General features: G+C 68.2%; 13 protein-coding genes. 7 read left to right on the top strand and 6 right to left on the bottom strand.

Annotated elements, in window-relative coordinates:
- Positions 1–22: 22 nt before the first annotated feature.
- From ASD35_RS11420 to ASD35_RS11440, 5 genes are all read right to left on the bottom strand, one after another.
- Positions 23–2,152: a Cache 3/Cache 2 fusion domain-containing protein gene (locus ASD35_RS11420; RefSeq protein WP_082580095.1), complete on the bottom strand. Its 2,130-nt coding sequence runs from the start codon at positions 2,150–2,152 to the stop codon at positions 23–25.
- Positions 2,153–2,236: 84 nt separating this feature from the next.
- Positions 2,237–2,761 carry a chemotaxis protein CheW gene (locus ASD35_RS11425; RefSeq protein ID WP_056875061.1) on the bottom strand — a complete coding sequence of 175 codons (525 nt, stop codon included), beginning with the start codon at positions 2,759–2,761 and terminating at the stop codon, positions 2,237–2,239.
- Positions 2,762–2,792: 31 nt separating this feature from the next.
- Positions 2,793–4,946 carry a chemotaxis protein CheA gene (locus ASD35_RS11430; protein ID WP_056875062.1) on the bottom strand — a complete coding sequence of 718 codons (2,154 nt, stop codon included), beginning with the start codon at positions 4,944–4,946 and terminating at the stop codon, positions 2,793–2,795.
- 24 nt (positions 4,947–4,970) lie between these two features.
- Positions 4,971–5,333 carry a response regulator gene (locus ASD35_RS11435; RefSeq protein ID WP_056875063.1) on the bottom strand — a complete coding sequence of 121 codons (363 nt, stop codon included), beginning with the start codon at positions 5,331–5,333 and terminating at the stop codon, positions 4,971–4,973.
- A gap of 53 nt (positions 5,334–5,386) precedes the next feature.
- On the bottom strand, positions 5,387–5,851 hold the full coding sequence (locus tag ASD35_RS11440; protein WP_056875064.1) for a hypothetical protein: 465 nt from the start codon (positions 5,849–5,851) through the stop codon (positions 5,387–5,389).
- A 197-nt stretch (positions 5,852–6,048) separates the two neighbouring features.
- On the opposite strand from ASD35_RS11440, the gene ASD35_RS11445 reads away from it, so the two are divergent.
- The 6 genes from ASD35_RS11445 (at position 6,049) to ASD35_RS11470 (ending at position 12,418) form a co-directional block, all read left to right on the top strand.
- Complete coding sequence (locus ASD35_RS11445; RefSeq protein ID WP_056875065.1) at positions 6,049–7,206, top strand: response regulator; 1,158 nt, start codon at positions 6,049–6,051, stop codon at positions 7,204–7,206.
- Positions 7,203–7,850 carry a response regulator transcription factor gene (locus tag ASD35_RS11450; RefSeq protein ID WP_056875066.1) on the top strand — a complete coding sequence of 216 codons (648 nt, stop codon included), beginning with the start codon at positions 7,203–7,205 and terminating at the stop codon, positions 7,848–7,850. Before ASD35_RS11445 ends, ASD35_RS11450 begins: the two co-directional genes overlap by 4 nt.
- Positions 7,851–8,000: 150 nt before the next feature.
- Positions 8,001–9,218 (top strand): efflux RND transporter periplasmic adaptor subunit, encoded by a 1,218-nt coding sequence (locus ASD35_RS11455; RefSeq protein WP_200956037.1) that lies wholly within the window; start codon positions 8,001–8,003, stop codon positions 9,216–9,218.
- On the top strand, positions 9,215–9,913 hold the full coding sequence (locus ASD35_RS11460; protein WP_235538315.1) for an ABC transporter ATP-binding protein: 699 nt from the start codon (positions 9,215–9,217) through the stop codon (positions 9,911–9,913). The genes ASD35_RS11455 and ASD35_RS11460 overlap by 4 nt, the downstream gene beginning before the upstream one ends.
- A gap of 16 nt (positions 9,914–9,929) precedes the next feature.
- Positions 9,930–11,099 (top strand): ABC transporter permease, encoded by a 1,170-nt coding sequence (locus ASD35_RS11465; RefSeq protein WP_056875068.1) that lies wholly within the window; start codon positions 9,930–9,932, stop codon positions 11,097–11,099.
- A 2-nt stretch (positions 11,100–11,101) separates the two neighbouring features.
- Positions 11,102–12,418 carry an ABC transporter permease gene (locus tag ASD35_RS11470; protein ID WP_056875069.1) on the top strand — a complete coding sequence of 439 codons (1,317 nt, stop codon included), beginning with the start codon at positions 11,102–11,104 and terminating at the stop codon, positions 12,416–12,418.
- Positions 12,419–12,476: 58 nt separating this feature from the next.
- Here the strand turns inward: ASD35_RS11470 and ASD35_RS27150 are convergent, their stop codons facing one another.
- On the bottom strand, positions 12,477–12,635 hold the full coding sequence (locus ASD35_RS27150; protein ID WP_157275505.1) for a hypothetical protein: 159 nt from the start codon (positions 12,633–12,635) through the stop codon (positions 12,477–12,479).
- 423 nt (positions 12,636–13,058) lie between these two features.
- On the opposite strand from ASD35_RS27150, the gene ASD35_RS11475 reads away from it, so the two are divergent.
- Positions 13,059–13,481 (top strand): GreA/GreB family elongation factor, encoded by a 423-nt coding sequence (locus ASD35_RS11475; RefSeq protein ID WP_056875070.1) that lies wholly within the window; start codon positions 13,059–13,061, stop codon positions 13,479–13,481.
- Positions 13,482–13,548 lie beyond the last annotated feature (67 nt).

Raw genomic sequence — 13,548 nt, forward strand, 5'->3', positions numbered from 1 at the left:
GATCAGCGGGCCTTTTTTACGTTCAGAAGGTCTCCCAATCGCCTTCGTCGGTACTGGCGGTGGCCGCGGGCGTGGGCGCCGGTGCCGGCCGCGGCGCGGCCGCGGGCGAGGGCCTGGCGGCCGGTGGGGCAGGGCGCGCTGCCGTCACTGCCTTGGCTGCTGCGGGCGAGCGCGGCACGACGGGAGCGGGCTTGGGCGGGGCGGCAAACGCGGGCGCGGCGCGCCGGGGCTCGCTGCCTGCCACGCGGAACACCGCGACGGCCTCGACCAGGCGCTGCGCCTGCTCCTTCAGGCTCTCGGCCGCCGCGGCGGACTCTTCCACGAGCGCGGCGTTCTGCTGCGTCATCTGGTCCAACTGCACGACCGAGGTGTTGACCGAGGCGATGCCCTCGCTCTGCTCGCTGGCGGCCGAGCTGATCTCGCCGATGATGTCCTGCACGCGCTGCACGCTGGAGACGATGTCGCCCATCGTCGTGCCGGCCGCCTGCACCAGGCGGGCGCCGTTGTCGACGCGCTCGACGCTGTTGCCGATCAACGCCTTGATCTCCTTGGCGGCGTCGGCGCTGCGGCCCGCCAGCGAGCGCACTTCGCCCGCGACGACCGCGAAGCCGCGCCCCTGCTCGCCGGCACGTGCCGCTTCCACCGCGGCATTCAGCGCCAGGATGTTGGTCTGGAAGGCGATGCCGTCGATGGTGCCGATGATGTCGGCGATCTTCTTGCTGGCCGCATTGATCTCGTCCATCGTCGTGACGACCTGGCCGACCACCTCGCCGCCGCGCGTGGCGGCGGACACGGCGGACTGCACCAGCTGGTTGGCGGTGCGGGCCGAGTCGGCCGTCTGGCGCACCGTACCGGTCAGCTGGCTCATCGACGAGGCGGCGTTCTGCAGGTTGCTGGCGGTCTGTTCGGTGCGCTGGCTGAGGTCCAGGTTGCCGGTGGCGATCTCGGTGCTGGCCGTGCCGATGCTGTCGACCGAGTTGCGCACCGTGCCTATCGTCGTGGCCAGGCGCTGGCGCATGGCTTCGGTGTCCTGGATCAGCGCGCCGATCTCGTCGTTGCGGTTGCTGCTGACGGGGTGGCTGAGGTCGCCCTCCGCGATGGCGCCCACGGCGCGTTGCAGCGAGGCCAGCGGCTGGGCGACCCAGCGACGCATCATCCACATCAGCCCGAAGCCCAGCCCCACGGCCGTCAGCGCCAGTGCGCCGCCGAAGAACCACAGCATGTTGCGCCCGGCAGCGCCGGCCTCGCTGCGCGAGACCTGGGCGACCACCCAATGGCCGGTCTTCTCACTCTTTCGCGCGACGGCGAAGTTGTCGCCCTGGCCGTTGCCGAGCACATCCGGCACATCGTCCAGCACGACGGTGCTGGCGGTCTGCTCGGCCAGCAGTTTCTCGAAACCCGGCGCGACGCTGGACAGCAGCTTGCCCTTGGCGCTCGGGTGGGCCGCGAGCTGGGCCTTGGCCGGGTCCTTAGGCATCGTGACGATGTAGGTGCCGCCGTGCTGGAAGAACTTGGCGCTGGCAGCCATGCGGTCCATGGCTGCTTCGAACGCGTCGAGGTCGTAGCCGACGAAGAGGATGCCGACAACCTTGCCGGCGTCGCTCTTGATCGGCTCGTAGTGCGTCATGTAGGCGCGGCCGAACAGCGTGGCGCGGCCGGTGTAGGGCTTGCCGGACTTGACGGCCGCGTAGGCCGCGCCCTGCTTGTCGAGCAGCGTGCCCATGGCGCGCTCGCCCTTCTCGTTCTTCAGCGAGGTGGTGATGCGCTCGAAATCCTCGCCCTTGGCCGCAAACACCGTGGCCACGCCGCCGGTGACGGCAGTGAACTTGTCGACCTGCGTGAAGTTGCCGTTGAGCTTGGGACCCCAGTCGCGCAGCTCGCCGGTGGCCTCGTCCAGCGCAAAGCTGGGGCCGAACTCCTGGCGAAATGACCCGAAGCTGCGCTGGATCTGTTTGGCCGCGACGTCGTCCATCGCCTGCATGGCGTCGACGAGCGAGGCAGCCTTGTCGCCGACCCAGGTCTGCGCCTGTTCGTTGGTCGAGCGTTTCAGCATCGTGCCGACGACCAGGCTGACGCCGAGCAGCACCACGGCGACTGCGACGGCACCGGTGACCGACACCTGGCGGGCGATGGAGTGGACGGGCTGGCTCATGCGACTCTCCAAGGACCTAAGCGGGCAAGGCTGCGCAAGCCCCGCCGCATTGCGGGGATGCGTTCAAGAAATGGCGGCCGGGCGTCAGGCCGCGACGGCCGCGTCCATCAGGCCCATCTCGGCGCTGCTCATCAGGCCTTCGATGTCCATCAGGATCAGCATGCGTTCGCCGACCGAACCGATGCCGGTGATGAAGCTTGTGTCCACCGAGGCGGCGCTGAGTTCCGGCGCGGGCTTGATCGCGTCGCGGTTGAGTTCCAGCACGTCGGAGACGGAGTCGACGACGGCGCCGACGACGCGGTTCTTCACGTTCAGCACGATGACGACCGTGAAGCTGTTGTACTCGGCGCTCGGGCAGTTCAGCTTCAGGCGCAGGTCCACGATGGGCACGATGACCCCGCGCAGGTTGACGACGCCCTTGATGAAGTCCGGCGCATTGGCGATGCGCGTGGGTTGCTCGTAAGAGCGGATCTCCTGGACCTTCAGGATGTCGATGCCGTACTCCTCCGAGCCGAGGCGGAAGGTCAGGTATTCACCGCTCTTGGGGCCGTGGGCCTTGGCGCTGACGGCACCTTGCTGGCGCAGGGCTGGGACGTTGCTGGCTTCCATGGGGGCCTCTTCCGTGTTTGTTGAAATGGTTTCAGTGGCGCGAACGGCGCACCAGGCTGCCGACGTCCAGGATCAGCGCCACGCGGCCGTCACCCATGATGGTGGCGCCCGACACGTCGTTGACCTTGCGGTAGTTGGCTTCGAGGTTCTTGACGACGACCTGCTGCTGGCCGAGCAGTTCGTCCACCAGCAGTGCGACGCGGCCGCCTTCGGCCTCGACGACGACCATGATGGAGCTGACATGCTCGAAGTCGAAGCGCGGCACCTCGAAGACCTTCTCCAGCTCGATGACTGGCATGTACTCGTCGCGCACCTCGACGACGCGGCCCGAGCCGGCGACGGTCTTGATGGTGTTGGACTGCACCTGGAAGGACTCCACGACCGACGACAGCGGCAGGATGTAGCACTCGTCGCCGACGCCCACGCTCATGCCGTCCATGATGGCCAGCGTCAGCGGCAGGCGCACGGACACCTTCATGCCGTAGCCCTCGGCAGAGTCGATCTCGACCGTGCCGCCCAGCGAGGTGATGTTCTTCTTCACGACGTCCATGCCGACACCGCGGCCGGAGACATCCGTGACCACGTCCGCGGTCGAGAAGCCGGGCGCGAAGATCAGGCTCCAGACTTCGGCGTCGGACATGCTGTCCGGCGCGTCGATGCCCTTCTCGCGCGCCTTCTTGATCAGCTTCTCGCGGTTCAGGCCGCGGCCGTCGTCGCGCACCTCGATGACGATGCTGCCGCCCTGGTGCGAGGCGACGAGGGTGATGGTGCCCTGCTCGGGCTTGCCGCGTGCGGTGCGCTCGTCGGGCATCTCGATGCCGTGGTCGCAGCTGTTGCGCACCAGGTGCGTCAGCGGGTCGGTGATCTTCTCGACCAGGCTCTTGTCCAGCTCGGTCGCTTCGCCTTGCGTGACCAGCTCGACCTTCTTGCCGAGCTTGGCGGCCAGGTCGCGCAGCATGCGCGGGAAGCGGTTGAAGACGGTCGACATCGGAATCATCCGGATCGACATCACCGATTCCTGCAGGTCGCGCGTGTTGCGCTCCAGGTCGGCCAGGCCGGAGGTCAGCTGCTGGTACATCGCCGGGTCCAGCTCGCGGCTGTTCTGGGCCAGCATGGCCTGGGTGATGACGAGCTCCCCGACGAGGTTGATGAGCTGGTCGACCTTCTCGATGGAGACGCGCAGTGTCGTCTGGTCCATGCCACCGGCGGCCGGCTTGGCCTCGGTCTTGGCGGGCACGGCGGGGCGGGCCGGCACGATGGCCGCGGTCGCCGCAGCGGGGGCGGCATCGGCGGCCGGCGCGGGCTCCGGTGCGGCATCGGCGGGCAGGCCGGGGGCGTCGTCGAAGAAGCCGTAGCCGGGGTCGTTGGACGGCGCTTCGGCGGGCGGCGCGCCGGGCGCGCCGTCATAGAAACCGAAGCCGGGGCCGAGGGGGATGAGCTTGACCTGCTCGCGCGCGACGTGGAAGGTGAAGAGGTCCAGCAGGTCGTTGTCGGTCGAGCTGGTCAGCACCTTGAAGCGGCGCATGCCGTCGGAGCTCTGGCCGGCGTCGAGCGGTTCGATGTTGCCGAGGTCGGTGATCTCCTTGAACAGCTCGACCAGGTTGTCGGCCAGGCTCAGGTCGGTCAGCGGGCCGACTTGCAGCTCCAGCAGGCGCGCGCCGGGCCTGGCGGGCGTCGCAGGGGCATCAGGTGCAGGCGAGGGCGCCGGGGCTGCGGCCGCCACCTTGGGTGCCGGTGCGGGCGCGGCGGCCGCGGGCGCGCCGCCGCCTTCGACGAAGCTCTTGATGCTGACCAGCAGATCGCTGGTGTCGAACGGGTCGGCCCCGGAGCCCTGGTGGCGGCCGAGCTGGGCGCGCAGCGCGTCGCCGGACTGCAGCAGCACGTCGACCATCGCCGCGTTGGGCTGCAGCTCGTGGCGGCGCAGCTTGTCCAGCAGCGTCTCCATCTGGTGGGTCAGCTCGGCGACGTCGCTGAAGCCGAAGGTTGCCGCGCCGCCCTTGATGGAGTGGGCACAGCGGAAGATGGCGTTCAGTTCTTCATCGTCCGCCGCGTCGACGTTCACGTTGAGCAGCAGCTGCTCCATGTTGTCGAGGTTCTCGCCGGCCTCCTCGAAGAAGACCTGGTAGAACTGGCTGAGATCGATGCCGGCACTGATGCTGGCGCCTTCGGAGGTCATGTCACCCATGGCTGGTTCCCCTGACGCGCTACTTCAGCGGATGACCTTGCCGATCACTTCGATCAGCTTGGCCGGGTCGAAAGGCTTGACCAGCCAGCCGGTGGCGCCCGCGGCGCGGCCGGCCTGCTTCATCGCGTCGCTGGACTCGGTGGTCAGGATCAGGATGGGCGTGGTCTTGAACTTGGGGTTCTCGCGCAGCTTCTTGGTCAGGCTGATGCCGTCCATGCGCGGCATGTTCTGGTCGGTCAGCACGAGGTCGAAGTCGCGCGTGCCGGACTTTTCCCAGGCGTCCTGTCCATCCACCGCTTCCACCACGTTGAAGCCGGCGTTCTTGAGCGTGAAAGCCACCATCTGGCGCATCGAGGCCGAATCGTCGACAGCGAGGATTGAGTGCATTTGAGTTTTCTCCGAGAGAACGTTTTTGCCTGGGGCGAGTGGACCGGGGGGATTCAGAAAAGCTCGATGGAGCCCGCGTCCATCTCGTCCTGCGTGACGGGATTGGGGCGCAGCGGCGCGATCTCGACGACGGCGGCGCCGTCCTCGTCGTCCGCGCCGAAGGTGTCGCGGGCCAGTTGGTCGGCGCAGTTGCGCAGGCGCTGGCTGGTGTGGGCGATCAACTGTGTCGCCATGTCGTGGAATTGCAGGGCGGTGATGGCGCCGGCGATGTCTTGCATGATCTGTTGAAGCCCCTGCGAGACGGGGCTGCCGTCGGTGCCGCTGAGCAGCGACATGGCCTGGTTGGACGCGCTGTAGAAATGCGTGGACAGGGTTTCGCCGGCGTCGTCGAGCAGGCGCTGCAGGCGCTCCAGGTCGTTCGTCACCGTCATCAGGTGGTCTTGCAGCTCCGCAGCCGCCAGCAGTGGCATGGGCGCTATGGCGCCATCGAGGTCGGCGGTGGAGGGGTCTGTCTGCATCGTGTCTCCGCGAGGGGATGCCGCTTCTTGTCCAGATGCCCTGTCAATTGTTTCAGGGCGAATACATCATGGCATGTTCACCCGTTTTTCGGCAGGTGTCGATCTGGAGATGTGTCGAGAACGAGCCGTATTACCGCTCTGAAGTGCGTTGAGTGTGGCGCCAGGCCCGCGCGTCGGGCGCGGCATACTGTGTGCCCATGACGACTTCTGGTGTGGAGCAGGCAGCACGCATCCTGCATGTGCTGCATGTCGAGGACTCCGAGCTCGACCATCAGCTCATCCTGGCACAGCTCGGCCGGGCCGGGCTGCGGGTGGAGCTGGAGCGCCTGGACGCCTTTGCCGCTGTGCTGGCGGCACTGGACCGCCCCTGGGACGCCATCATCTCGGACTTCAACCTGCCCGGCTTCTCCGGCCTGCAGGTGCTGGAGGCGGTGAAGGCTCGCCAACTGGCGACGCCCTTCATCCTCGTCTCCGGTGAAATCGGCGAGGACACCGCGGTGGCGGCCATGCGCAACGGCGCTTCCGACTACCTGCTGAAGAACAACCTCAACCGCCTGGCCCCCGCGCTGCTGCACGCCATCGAAGCGGCCGAGAACGAGCGCGCCCGCGCTGCGGCCGACCATGAGCTGGTCAAGTCCAAGCAACGGCTGCACGAGCTGGCCGGCCATCTCCAGACCAGCGTCGAGCTGGAGCGCGCCGCGATCGCGCGTGAGATCCACGACGACGTCGGCGGCTCGCTGACCGCGCTCAAGTTCGACCTCGCCTGGATCGACCGCCATGCCCAGGAGCCCGAGGTGCGCCAGCGCGTGGCCGCGGCGCTGGAGACGGTCAGCTCGGCCATCGACGCCAGCCAGCGCATCATGCACAACCTGCGGCCGGCCATCCTGGAGCAAGGCCTGGTGGCCGCGCTGCAGTGGATGACGGCGCGTTTCGAGCGCCGCACCGGCATCGAGGCCAGCCTGCGGGTCGGCGACGAGCGCCTGGCACTCCCACCGGGCGTGCCGCTGGTGGCCTATCGCACGGCGCAGGAGGCGCTGACCAATGTATCCAAGCATTCACAGGCCTCCAAGGTCGGCATCGAGCTCAGCCTGGACTCCGGCGTGCTGACGCTGGAGATCTGCGACAACGGCAAGGGCATCGCCGCCGGCGACCTGGCCAAGGAGCGCTCCTTCGGCATCCGCGGCCTGCACGAGCGGGCGGCGACGGTGGGCGGCTGGGTGGACCTCAGCAGCACGCCCGGCCACGGCACCAGCCTCATCCTGACCGTGCCGCTGGCACAGGATGCCATCGACGCCCTGGACGACGCCACCGACTTCGGCAAGGACATCGGCAACTCCATCTGGGGCCGCGCATGATCCGCGTCATCCTCTGCGACGACCATGCGCTGATCCGTCGCGGCATCCGTGACACGCTGGCCGATGCGCAGGACATCGAGGTCGTCGGCGAGGCAGGCGACTACACCGAGCTGCGCGGCCTGCTGCACAAGCTGGGCAAGGACAACCCCTGTGACGTGCTGGTGCTGGACATCAACATGCCAGGCCGCTCCGGCCTGGACGTGCTGCACGTGCTCAAGGACGAGGGCGCCGCGGTGCGCACGCTGATCGTCTCCATGTACCCCGAGGACCAGTACGCCATCCGCGCGCTGAAGGCCGGCGCCTACGGCTACGTCAACAAGGGTGGCGACCCCGCCACGCTGGTGCAGGCGGTACGCACGGTAGCCCAGGGCCGCAAGTACGTGACGCCCGAGATCGCGCAGATGCTGGTGGAGAGCCTGACCACGCCCGTCACCGAGCAGGCGCACCACAAGCTCTCCGACCGCGAGCTGCAGACGCTGGTGATGATCGCCTCGGGCAAACGGCTGTCGGACATCGCCGAGGAGCTGATGCTCAGCCCGAAGACGGTCAGCGTCTACCGCGCCCGCGTGCTGGAAAAGCTCGGCCTGACCAACAACTCCGAACTGACGGTCTACGCAATCCGCAACGGGCTCGTGGCCAGCTGATCCGCCGTTCATCCCTGCCAGCCGTCGATTGGCGGGCGCTGGCGACCGCCCATCGAAAAATGGGATCGCCTGACAGCGCTGACTGTGCACAATGCGCCCGGGTTCCAAACTGGTGCAGTCATTTTCAGGGAGCGAGTCATCGATACCGGATTGCTGAAGGAGCTGCGCATCGAGGGTGCGCAACGCGACGACCATGGCGGTGGCCCGCCGAAGTGGGTGTGGGGTGTGGTGGCGGCCATCGTCGCGCTGGCGCTGGCGGGCGCTGCGGCGTGGTGGTACTGGGCCGGCAACAAGCCCATCGCCGTGCAGACGACGACCGTGCGCGCCAACGGGCAAGGGCCGTCGGCCAACGCCGTGCTGCAGGCCACGGGCTACGTGACCGCGCGGCGCATGGCCACCGTCTCGGCCCAGATGACCGGCACGCTGACCGAAGTGCTGATCGACGAGGGTGTCCGCGTCAAGAAAGGCCAGGTGCTCGCGCGGCTGGACGACACGGGGCTGAAGGCCGGCATGGCCGCGGCCGAAGCCCAGGTGCGCAGTGCCGAGGCCTCGACGGGACAGTTGCGCGCCCAGCTGGCGCAGGCCGAGGCCGACGCGCGCCGGCAGGCCGAGCTGGCCGCCAGCGGCATGACGACGCGGCAGAGCCAGGAGCAGACCGCCACCGCCGTGAAGTCCTACAAGGCCCAGATCGACGCCGCGCAGCGTCAGGTGGAGGTGGCCCAGGCCCAGGTGCGCCAGGCGCGCGTCAACTTCGACTACGCCACCGTGCGCGCGCCGTTCGACGGTGTCGTTACGGCCCGTGCGGCGCAGGTGGGCGAGATCATCTCGCCGCTGTCGGCCGGCGGCGGCTTCACCCGCACCGGCGTGGGCACCATCGTCGACATGGACTCGCTGGAGGTGAACGTGGACGTCAACGAGGCCTACATCGCCCAGGTCAAGCCCGACATGCCCTGCGAGGCGGTGCTGGACGCCTACCCCGACTGGAAGATCCCCGCGCACGTCGTGGCCGTCATCCCGAGCGCCGACCGCGGCAAGGCGACCGTCAAGGTGCGCGTGGCGCTGGAGAAGAAGGACGAGCGTGTCGTGCCCGACATGGGCGTGCGTGTGAGTTTCCTGGCCGCCCAGCCCAAGGCGGATGTCAAGCCGGTGCCTGGCGTGCTGGTGCCGCCGGATGCCGTGGCCCAGCGCGATGGCGCCGCGGTCGTGTTCGTCGTGCAAGAGGGTCGCGCCGAGCAGCGTGCGGTCCAGCTGGGTGCCGATGTCGGCAAGTTCAAGCTGGCCACGGCCGGCCTCAAGGCGGGTGAAACCGTCGTCGTCTCGCCACCCGCCGAGCTGAAGCAGGGTTCAACCGTCACGTCCAAGGAATGAGCATGAGCGCTTTGATCGAAGTCCGCGATCTGTCCAAGGTCTACACGCGCGGCAAGCAGAAGGTGGAGGTGCTGCACCACATCGACCTCGATGTGCAGCAGGGCGATTTCCTCGCGTTGATGGGGCCGTCGGGCTCGGGCAAGACCACGCTGCTGAACCTGATGGGCGGGCTGGACGCACCCAGCGGCGGCGCGATCACCGTGGGCGGGGAGCGCATCGACCAGCTCGGCGGCGCGGCGCTGGCCAAGTGGCGTGCATCCCGCGTCGGCTTCGTGTTCCAGTTCTACAACCTGATGCCCACGTTGTCGGCGCAGAAGAACGTCGAGCTGCCGCTGCTGCTGACCAAGCTGTCGGCCGCCGAGCGCAAGAAGCGCGCGGCCATCGCACTGCAGCTGGTCGGCCTGGCCGACCGCGCCGCGCACAAGCCCACCGAGCTGTCGGGCGGCCAGCAGCAGCGCGTGTCCATCGCGCGGGCCATCGTGTCCGACCCCACGCTGCTGGTCTGCGACGAACCCACCGGCGACCTGGACCGCCAGTCCGCCGAGGACGTGCTGACGCTGCTGCAGGCGCTCAACCGCGAGCACGGCAAGACCATCGTCATGGTCACACACGACCCGCGCGCCGCGGCTCGCGCCAGCCACACGCTGCACCTCGACAAGGGCACCCTGGTGACCGCCGCCGAAGCGATGGCCTGAAAGGCAGGAGCTCGCCATGAAATACCTCCACCTCATCTGGGCGGCGCTGTTCAGGCGCAAGCTGCGGACCTTCCTGACCCTGGTGTCCATCATCACGGCCTTCCTGCTGTTCGGCCTGCTGGACGCCGTGCGCGTCGGCTTCGACCAGGCGGGCCAGAGCGCCAACGGCGCGCAGCGCCTGCAGACCGGTGCCAAGCTCAGCTTCATCCAGCTGCTGCCGATGTCGCTGGGCGCGCGCATCGCGCAGATCGACGGCGTCAAGGACACGACCTTCGCCAACTGGTTCGGCGGCGCCTATCAAAAGCCGGAGAACCAGGTCTTCAGCTTCGCCGTCGCGTCCAACTACCTGGACATCTATCCCGAGATGGAAGTCTCGGCCGAGCACCGCAAGGCCTTCGCCGAGACCAAGGACGGCGCCTTGGTCGGTGAGGGCCTGGCCAAGCGCTTCGGCTGGAAGGTGGGCGACCAAGTTCCGATGCAGTCCACCATCTTCCCGGACAAGAACGGCAGCCAGAACTGGCCGTTCAAGATCGTCGGCTTCATCCATGTGTCCGACAAGAAGACGGCCGGTTGGTTCGACCAGATGTTCCTGCTGAACTGGAAGTACTTCGACGACACGACACCGTGGAACCAGGGCAAGGTCGGCTGGTACGTGACCCGGGTGGCGGACGTGAACCAGGCGGACCGCATCGCCAAGGCCATCGACGCCATCTCGGCCAACTCCGACCACGAAACCCGCACGCTGACCGAGCAGGCCGCCACGGCCGCGTGGATGAAGCAGCTGGCGGACATCAACCTCATCGTCACGTCCATCATGGGTGCCGTGTTCTTCACGCTGCTGCTGCTGGCGGGCAACACCATGATGCAGGCGGTGCGCGAACGCACCAGCGAGATCGCCGTGCTGAAGACGCTGGGCTTCTCGGGCCAGAGCGTGCTGGCGATGGTGCTGGCGGAGGCGGTGCTGCTGCTGTTCATCGGCGGCTGCATCGGGCTGGCTCTGGCCAGCGTCATCGGCCCGGCCGTCGGGGCGGCCAGCAATGGCGCCCTGAATCTTCCGGCGGCGGGCGTGGCGAGTTGGGCCATCGGCATCGGGCTGATGCTGTTGTTCGGCCTGCTCGTCGGCGCGCTGCCGGCCATGAACGCCATGCGGCTGAACATCACCGACGCGCTCGCAGGGAGGGCCTGACCATGAAGTTCCTGAAGAACCTGGGCCTCATCCTGCTGACGCTGATCGTGCTGGCTGCGTGGGTCATGCTGCCCTGGCAGGGCGCCATCGCGCTGGTGCTGCTGCTGGCGCTGTGGCTGTTCCTGTTCCGCAGCGGTGCGCAGGCGCGCTCGGTGACCTCGGTCGGCATCAGCACGCTGAGCCAGCGGCTCGGGTCATCGGCCGTCATCGTGGTCGGCATCGCCGGCGTCGTCGGCGTGCTGGTGGCACTGCTGGCGATGGCCGAGGGCTATGCGCAGACGCTGCGCAACTCGGGCAGCCAGGACACCGCCATCGTCATGCGCGGCGCATCCGCCGCGGAGGTGACCTCGTCGCTCACCCGCGAGGAGATCGTGCAGATCGAGCAGACCCCCGGCATTGCGCGCAACGACAAGGGCGAGCCCATCGTCTCGGCTGAAACGGTGGTGGCCGCCAACCTGCCGGTCAAGAGCGCCAAGGCGGGCGAGGAAGGCAGCGCCCAGGTGCGCGGCGTCAGCGCCGCGGCGTTCGCGGTGCGACCCAATGTCAAGATCGTCGAGGGGCGGCAATTCCAGCCGGGCCTGCGCGAGCTGGTCGTCGGCAAGGGTGCGGTGCGGCAGTTCGCCGGCCTGACGGTGGGCGCCACGCTCAAGCTGGGCAACCAGCCCTGGACGGTGGTGGGCATCTTCGCGTCGGGCGACGCGATGGAGTCCGAGCTGTGGGCCGACGCCAATGTCGTCAACGACACCTACCAGCGCGGCAGCGGCCGCAACTCGGCCACCGTCAAGCTGACCAGCGCGGCCGCGTTCAAGGACTTCAAGGCCGCACTGGAAGGCAACCCGCAGCTCAAGGTCACGGCCAGCACGACGCTGGACTTCTTCGCCAAGCAGTCCGAGCAGATGACCAAGATCCTGCGCATCATCGGCATCACGGTCGGCACCATCATGGCGGTGGGTGCGGTGTTCGGCGCGCTCAACACGATGTTCGCGGCCGTCGCGGCCCGGGCCCGCGAGATCGCCACGCTTCGCGCCATCGGCTTCCGTGGCCTGCCGGTGGTCGTCGCGGTGATGCTGGAGACCACGCTGCTGGCCTTGGTGGGCGGCTTGATCGGCGGCTTCATCGCCTGGCTGCTGTTCAACGGCTTCGAGGCCTCGACGATGGCGGCCGGCTCGGTCGGCAAGCTGAGCTTCAACCTGGCCGTGTCGCCGGCCCTGCTGTGGGAAGGCATCAAGTGGGCGCTGGCCATCGGCTTCGTCGGCGGGCTGTTCCCCGCGGTGCGGGCGGCGTCGCTGCCGGTGACGACGGCGCTGCGAGAGGCCTGAGAGTAGGAACTGCCGCTCGCAGTGTTCGCTCAGGCGGCAGCGCCGCTTGGCGATGGGCTCAACCGACGGCCGACGCCACTGAGCCGCTGCCCAGCAATGCGGCCGCCACGGCCAGCAGGGCGACGTCGCGCGGCTCATTGCGAAGCCTGTGACCGTGCCACGCCGCGAGGGTGACAACGAAGGCCAGCATGGCCAGCGAAAGAGTCAAAGAAGTCATTGGACCCTCCAAGTCGACCCGGGATGATCGCGACGCGTCGGCACGCATGGAAGCAGGCTCCGGCTGAGAGGGACTTCGGGAATCCGGAAGCTCAGTCGACCTGAATCCAATACGCCCACACTTCAGTGCGACTTGTTGAAGCCGGTTTGCGCGCAAGGCCGTCGTCTATAGACTTCAGGGCATGTGTTCCATCCATGCCATTGCCGCGCCGAGCCGCGCCCTGCACCGTGCTTGCACGTGCCGAGCGCGCGTGCCTCGCAGGCACACCGGCATGCTGGCAACTATCCGACAGCCGGCCGCACATCACTGAGCCCGGCGATCACCTTCACCCCATTTGCGCAACTTCAGATCGCCGGGCCCTCAGCCCGCGCGGTGGCGTGCCGCCTCTCGTCGAGAGGCAGGCCGCAAATTGGAGAACGCCTCATGGAAGCAATGGCCCTCGAGCGAACGCTCACTGAACTGGACCACGTCCGCCTGTTGAACCTGCTGCGCCGCGATGCGACCGGCGACCGGCTCCCGGCGCAATTGCAGGCCGTTGGCGACCTGCTGGACGCCTGTGCCATCGTGCCCTCGCGGCAAGTCGCTGCCGATGTGGTGACCATGGGGTCCGAAGTGCTGGTCGAAGACCCCCAGACCGGCCAGCGATCGACGCTGACGCTTTGCTACCCCGCCGACGCCGAGCCCGCACTGGGCCGCGTGTCGGTGCTGTCACCGGTGGGCGCCGCGCTGCTCGGCCTGCGGGCGGGCGGCACCGCCGAATGGTCCACCCCCACCGGTGACTTGAAGGCCGCGGTGGTGCTGGCCATCCTCTTCCAGCCCGAGGCGAGCGGCGACTACGCGGCCTAGCTGCCGCTGCCGACCTCGGCGCATTCGCCGAGCACCGCCGACCTTCTTGCCGTGGACCCCTTGACGC

It is taken from the genome of Pelomonas sp. Root1444 (assembly GCF_001426885.1).
Classification (GTDB): Bacteria; Pseudomonadota; Gammaproteobacteria; order Burkholderiales; family Burkholderiaceae_C; genus Pelomonas.

Excerpts from the sequence above, each read along its gene's own strand:
- ASD35_RS11435 (WP_056875063.1), bottom strand. The coding sequence starts at position 5,333 with ATGCACTCAATCCTCGCTGTCGACGATTCGGCCTCGATGCGCCAGATG.
- ASD35_RS11420 (WP_082580095.1), bottom strand. The coding sequence starts at position 2,152 with ATGAGCCAGCCCGTCCACTCCATCGCCCGCCAGGTGTCGGTCACCGGT.
- ASD35_RS11430 (WP_056875062.1), bottom strand. The coding sequence starts at position 4,946 with ATGGGTGACATGACCTCCGAAGGCGCCAGCATCAGTGCCGGCATCGAT.
- ASD35_RS11470 (WP_056875069.1), top strand. The coding sequence starts at position 11,102 with ATGAAGTTCCTGAAGAACCTGGGCCTCATCCTGCTGACGCTGATCGTG.
- ASD35_RS11425 (WP_056875061.1), bottom strand. The coding sequence starts at position 2,761 with ATGGAAGCCAGCAACGTCCCAGCCCTGCGCCAGCAAGGTGCCGTCAGC.
- ASD35_RS11475 (WP_056875070.1), top strand. The coding sequence starts at position 13,059 with ATGGAAGCAATGGCCCTCGAGCGAACGCTCACTGAACTGGACCACGTC.
- ASD35_RS11440 (WP_056875064.1), bottom strand. The coding sequence starts at position 5,851 with ATGCAGACAGACCCCTCCACCGCCGACCTCGATGGCGCCATAGCGCCC.
- ASD35_RS27150 (WP_157275505.1), bottom strand. The coding sequence starts at position 12,635 with ATGACTTCTTTGACTCTTTCGCTGGCCATGCTGGCCTTCGTTGTCACC.
- ASD35_RS11460 (WP_235538315.1), top strand. The coding sequence starts at position 9,215 with ATGAGCATGAGCGCTTTGATCGAAGTCCGCGATCTGTCCAAGGTCTAC.
- ASD35_RS11450 (WP_056875066.1), top strand. The coding sequence starts at position 7,203 with ATGATCCGCGTCATCCTCTGCGACGACCATGCGCTGATCCGTCGCGGC.
- ASD35_RS11465 (WP_056875068.1), top strand. The coding sequence starts at position 9,930 with ATGAAATACCTCCACCTCATCTGGGCGGCGCTGTTCAGGCGCAAGCTG.
- ASD35_RS11445 (WP_056875065.1), top strand. The coding sequence starts at position 6,049 with ATGACGACTTCTGGTGTGGAGCAGGCAGCACGCATCCTGCATGTGCTG.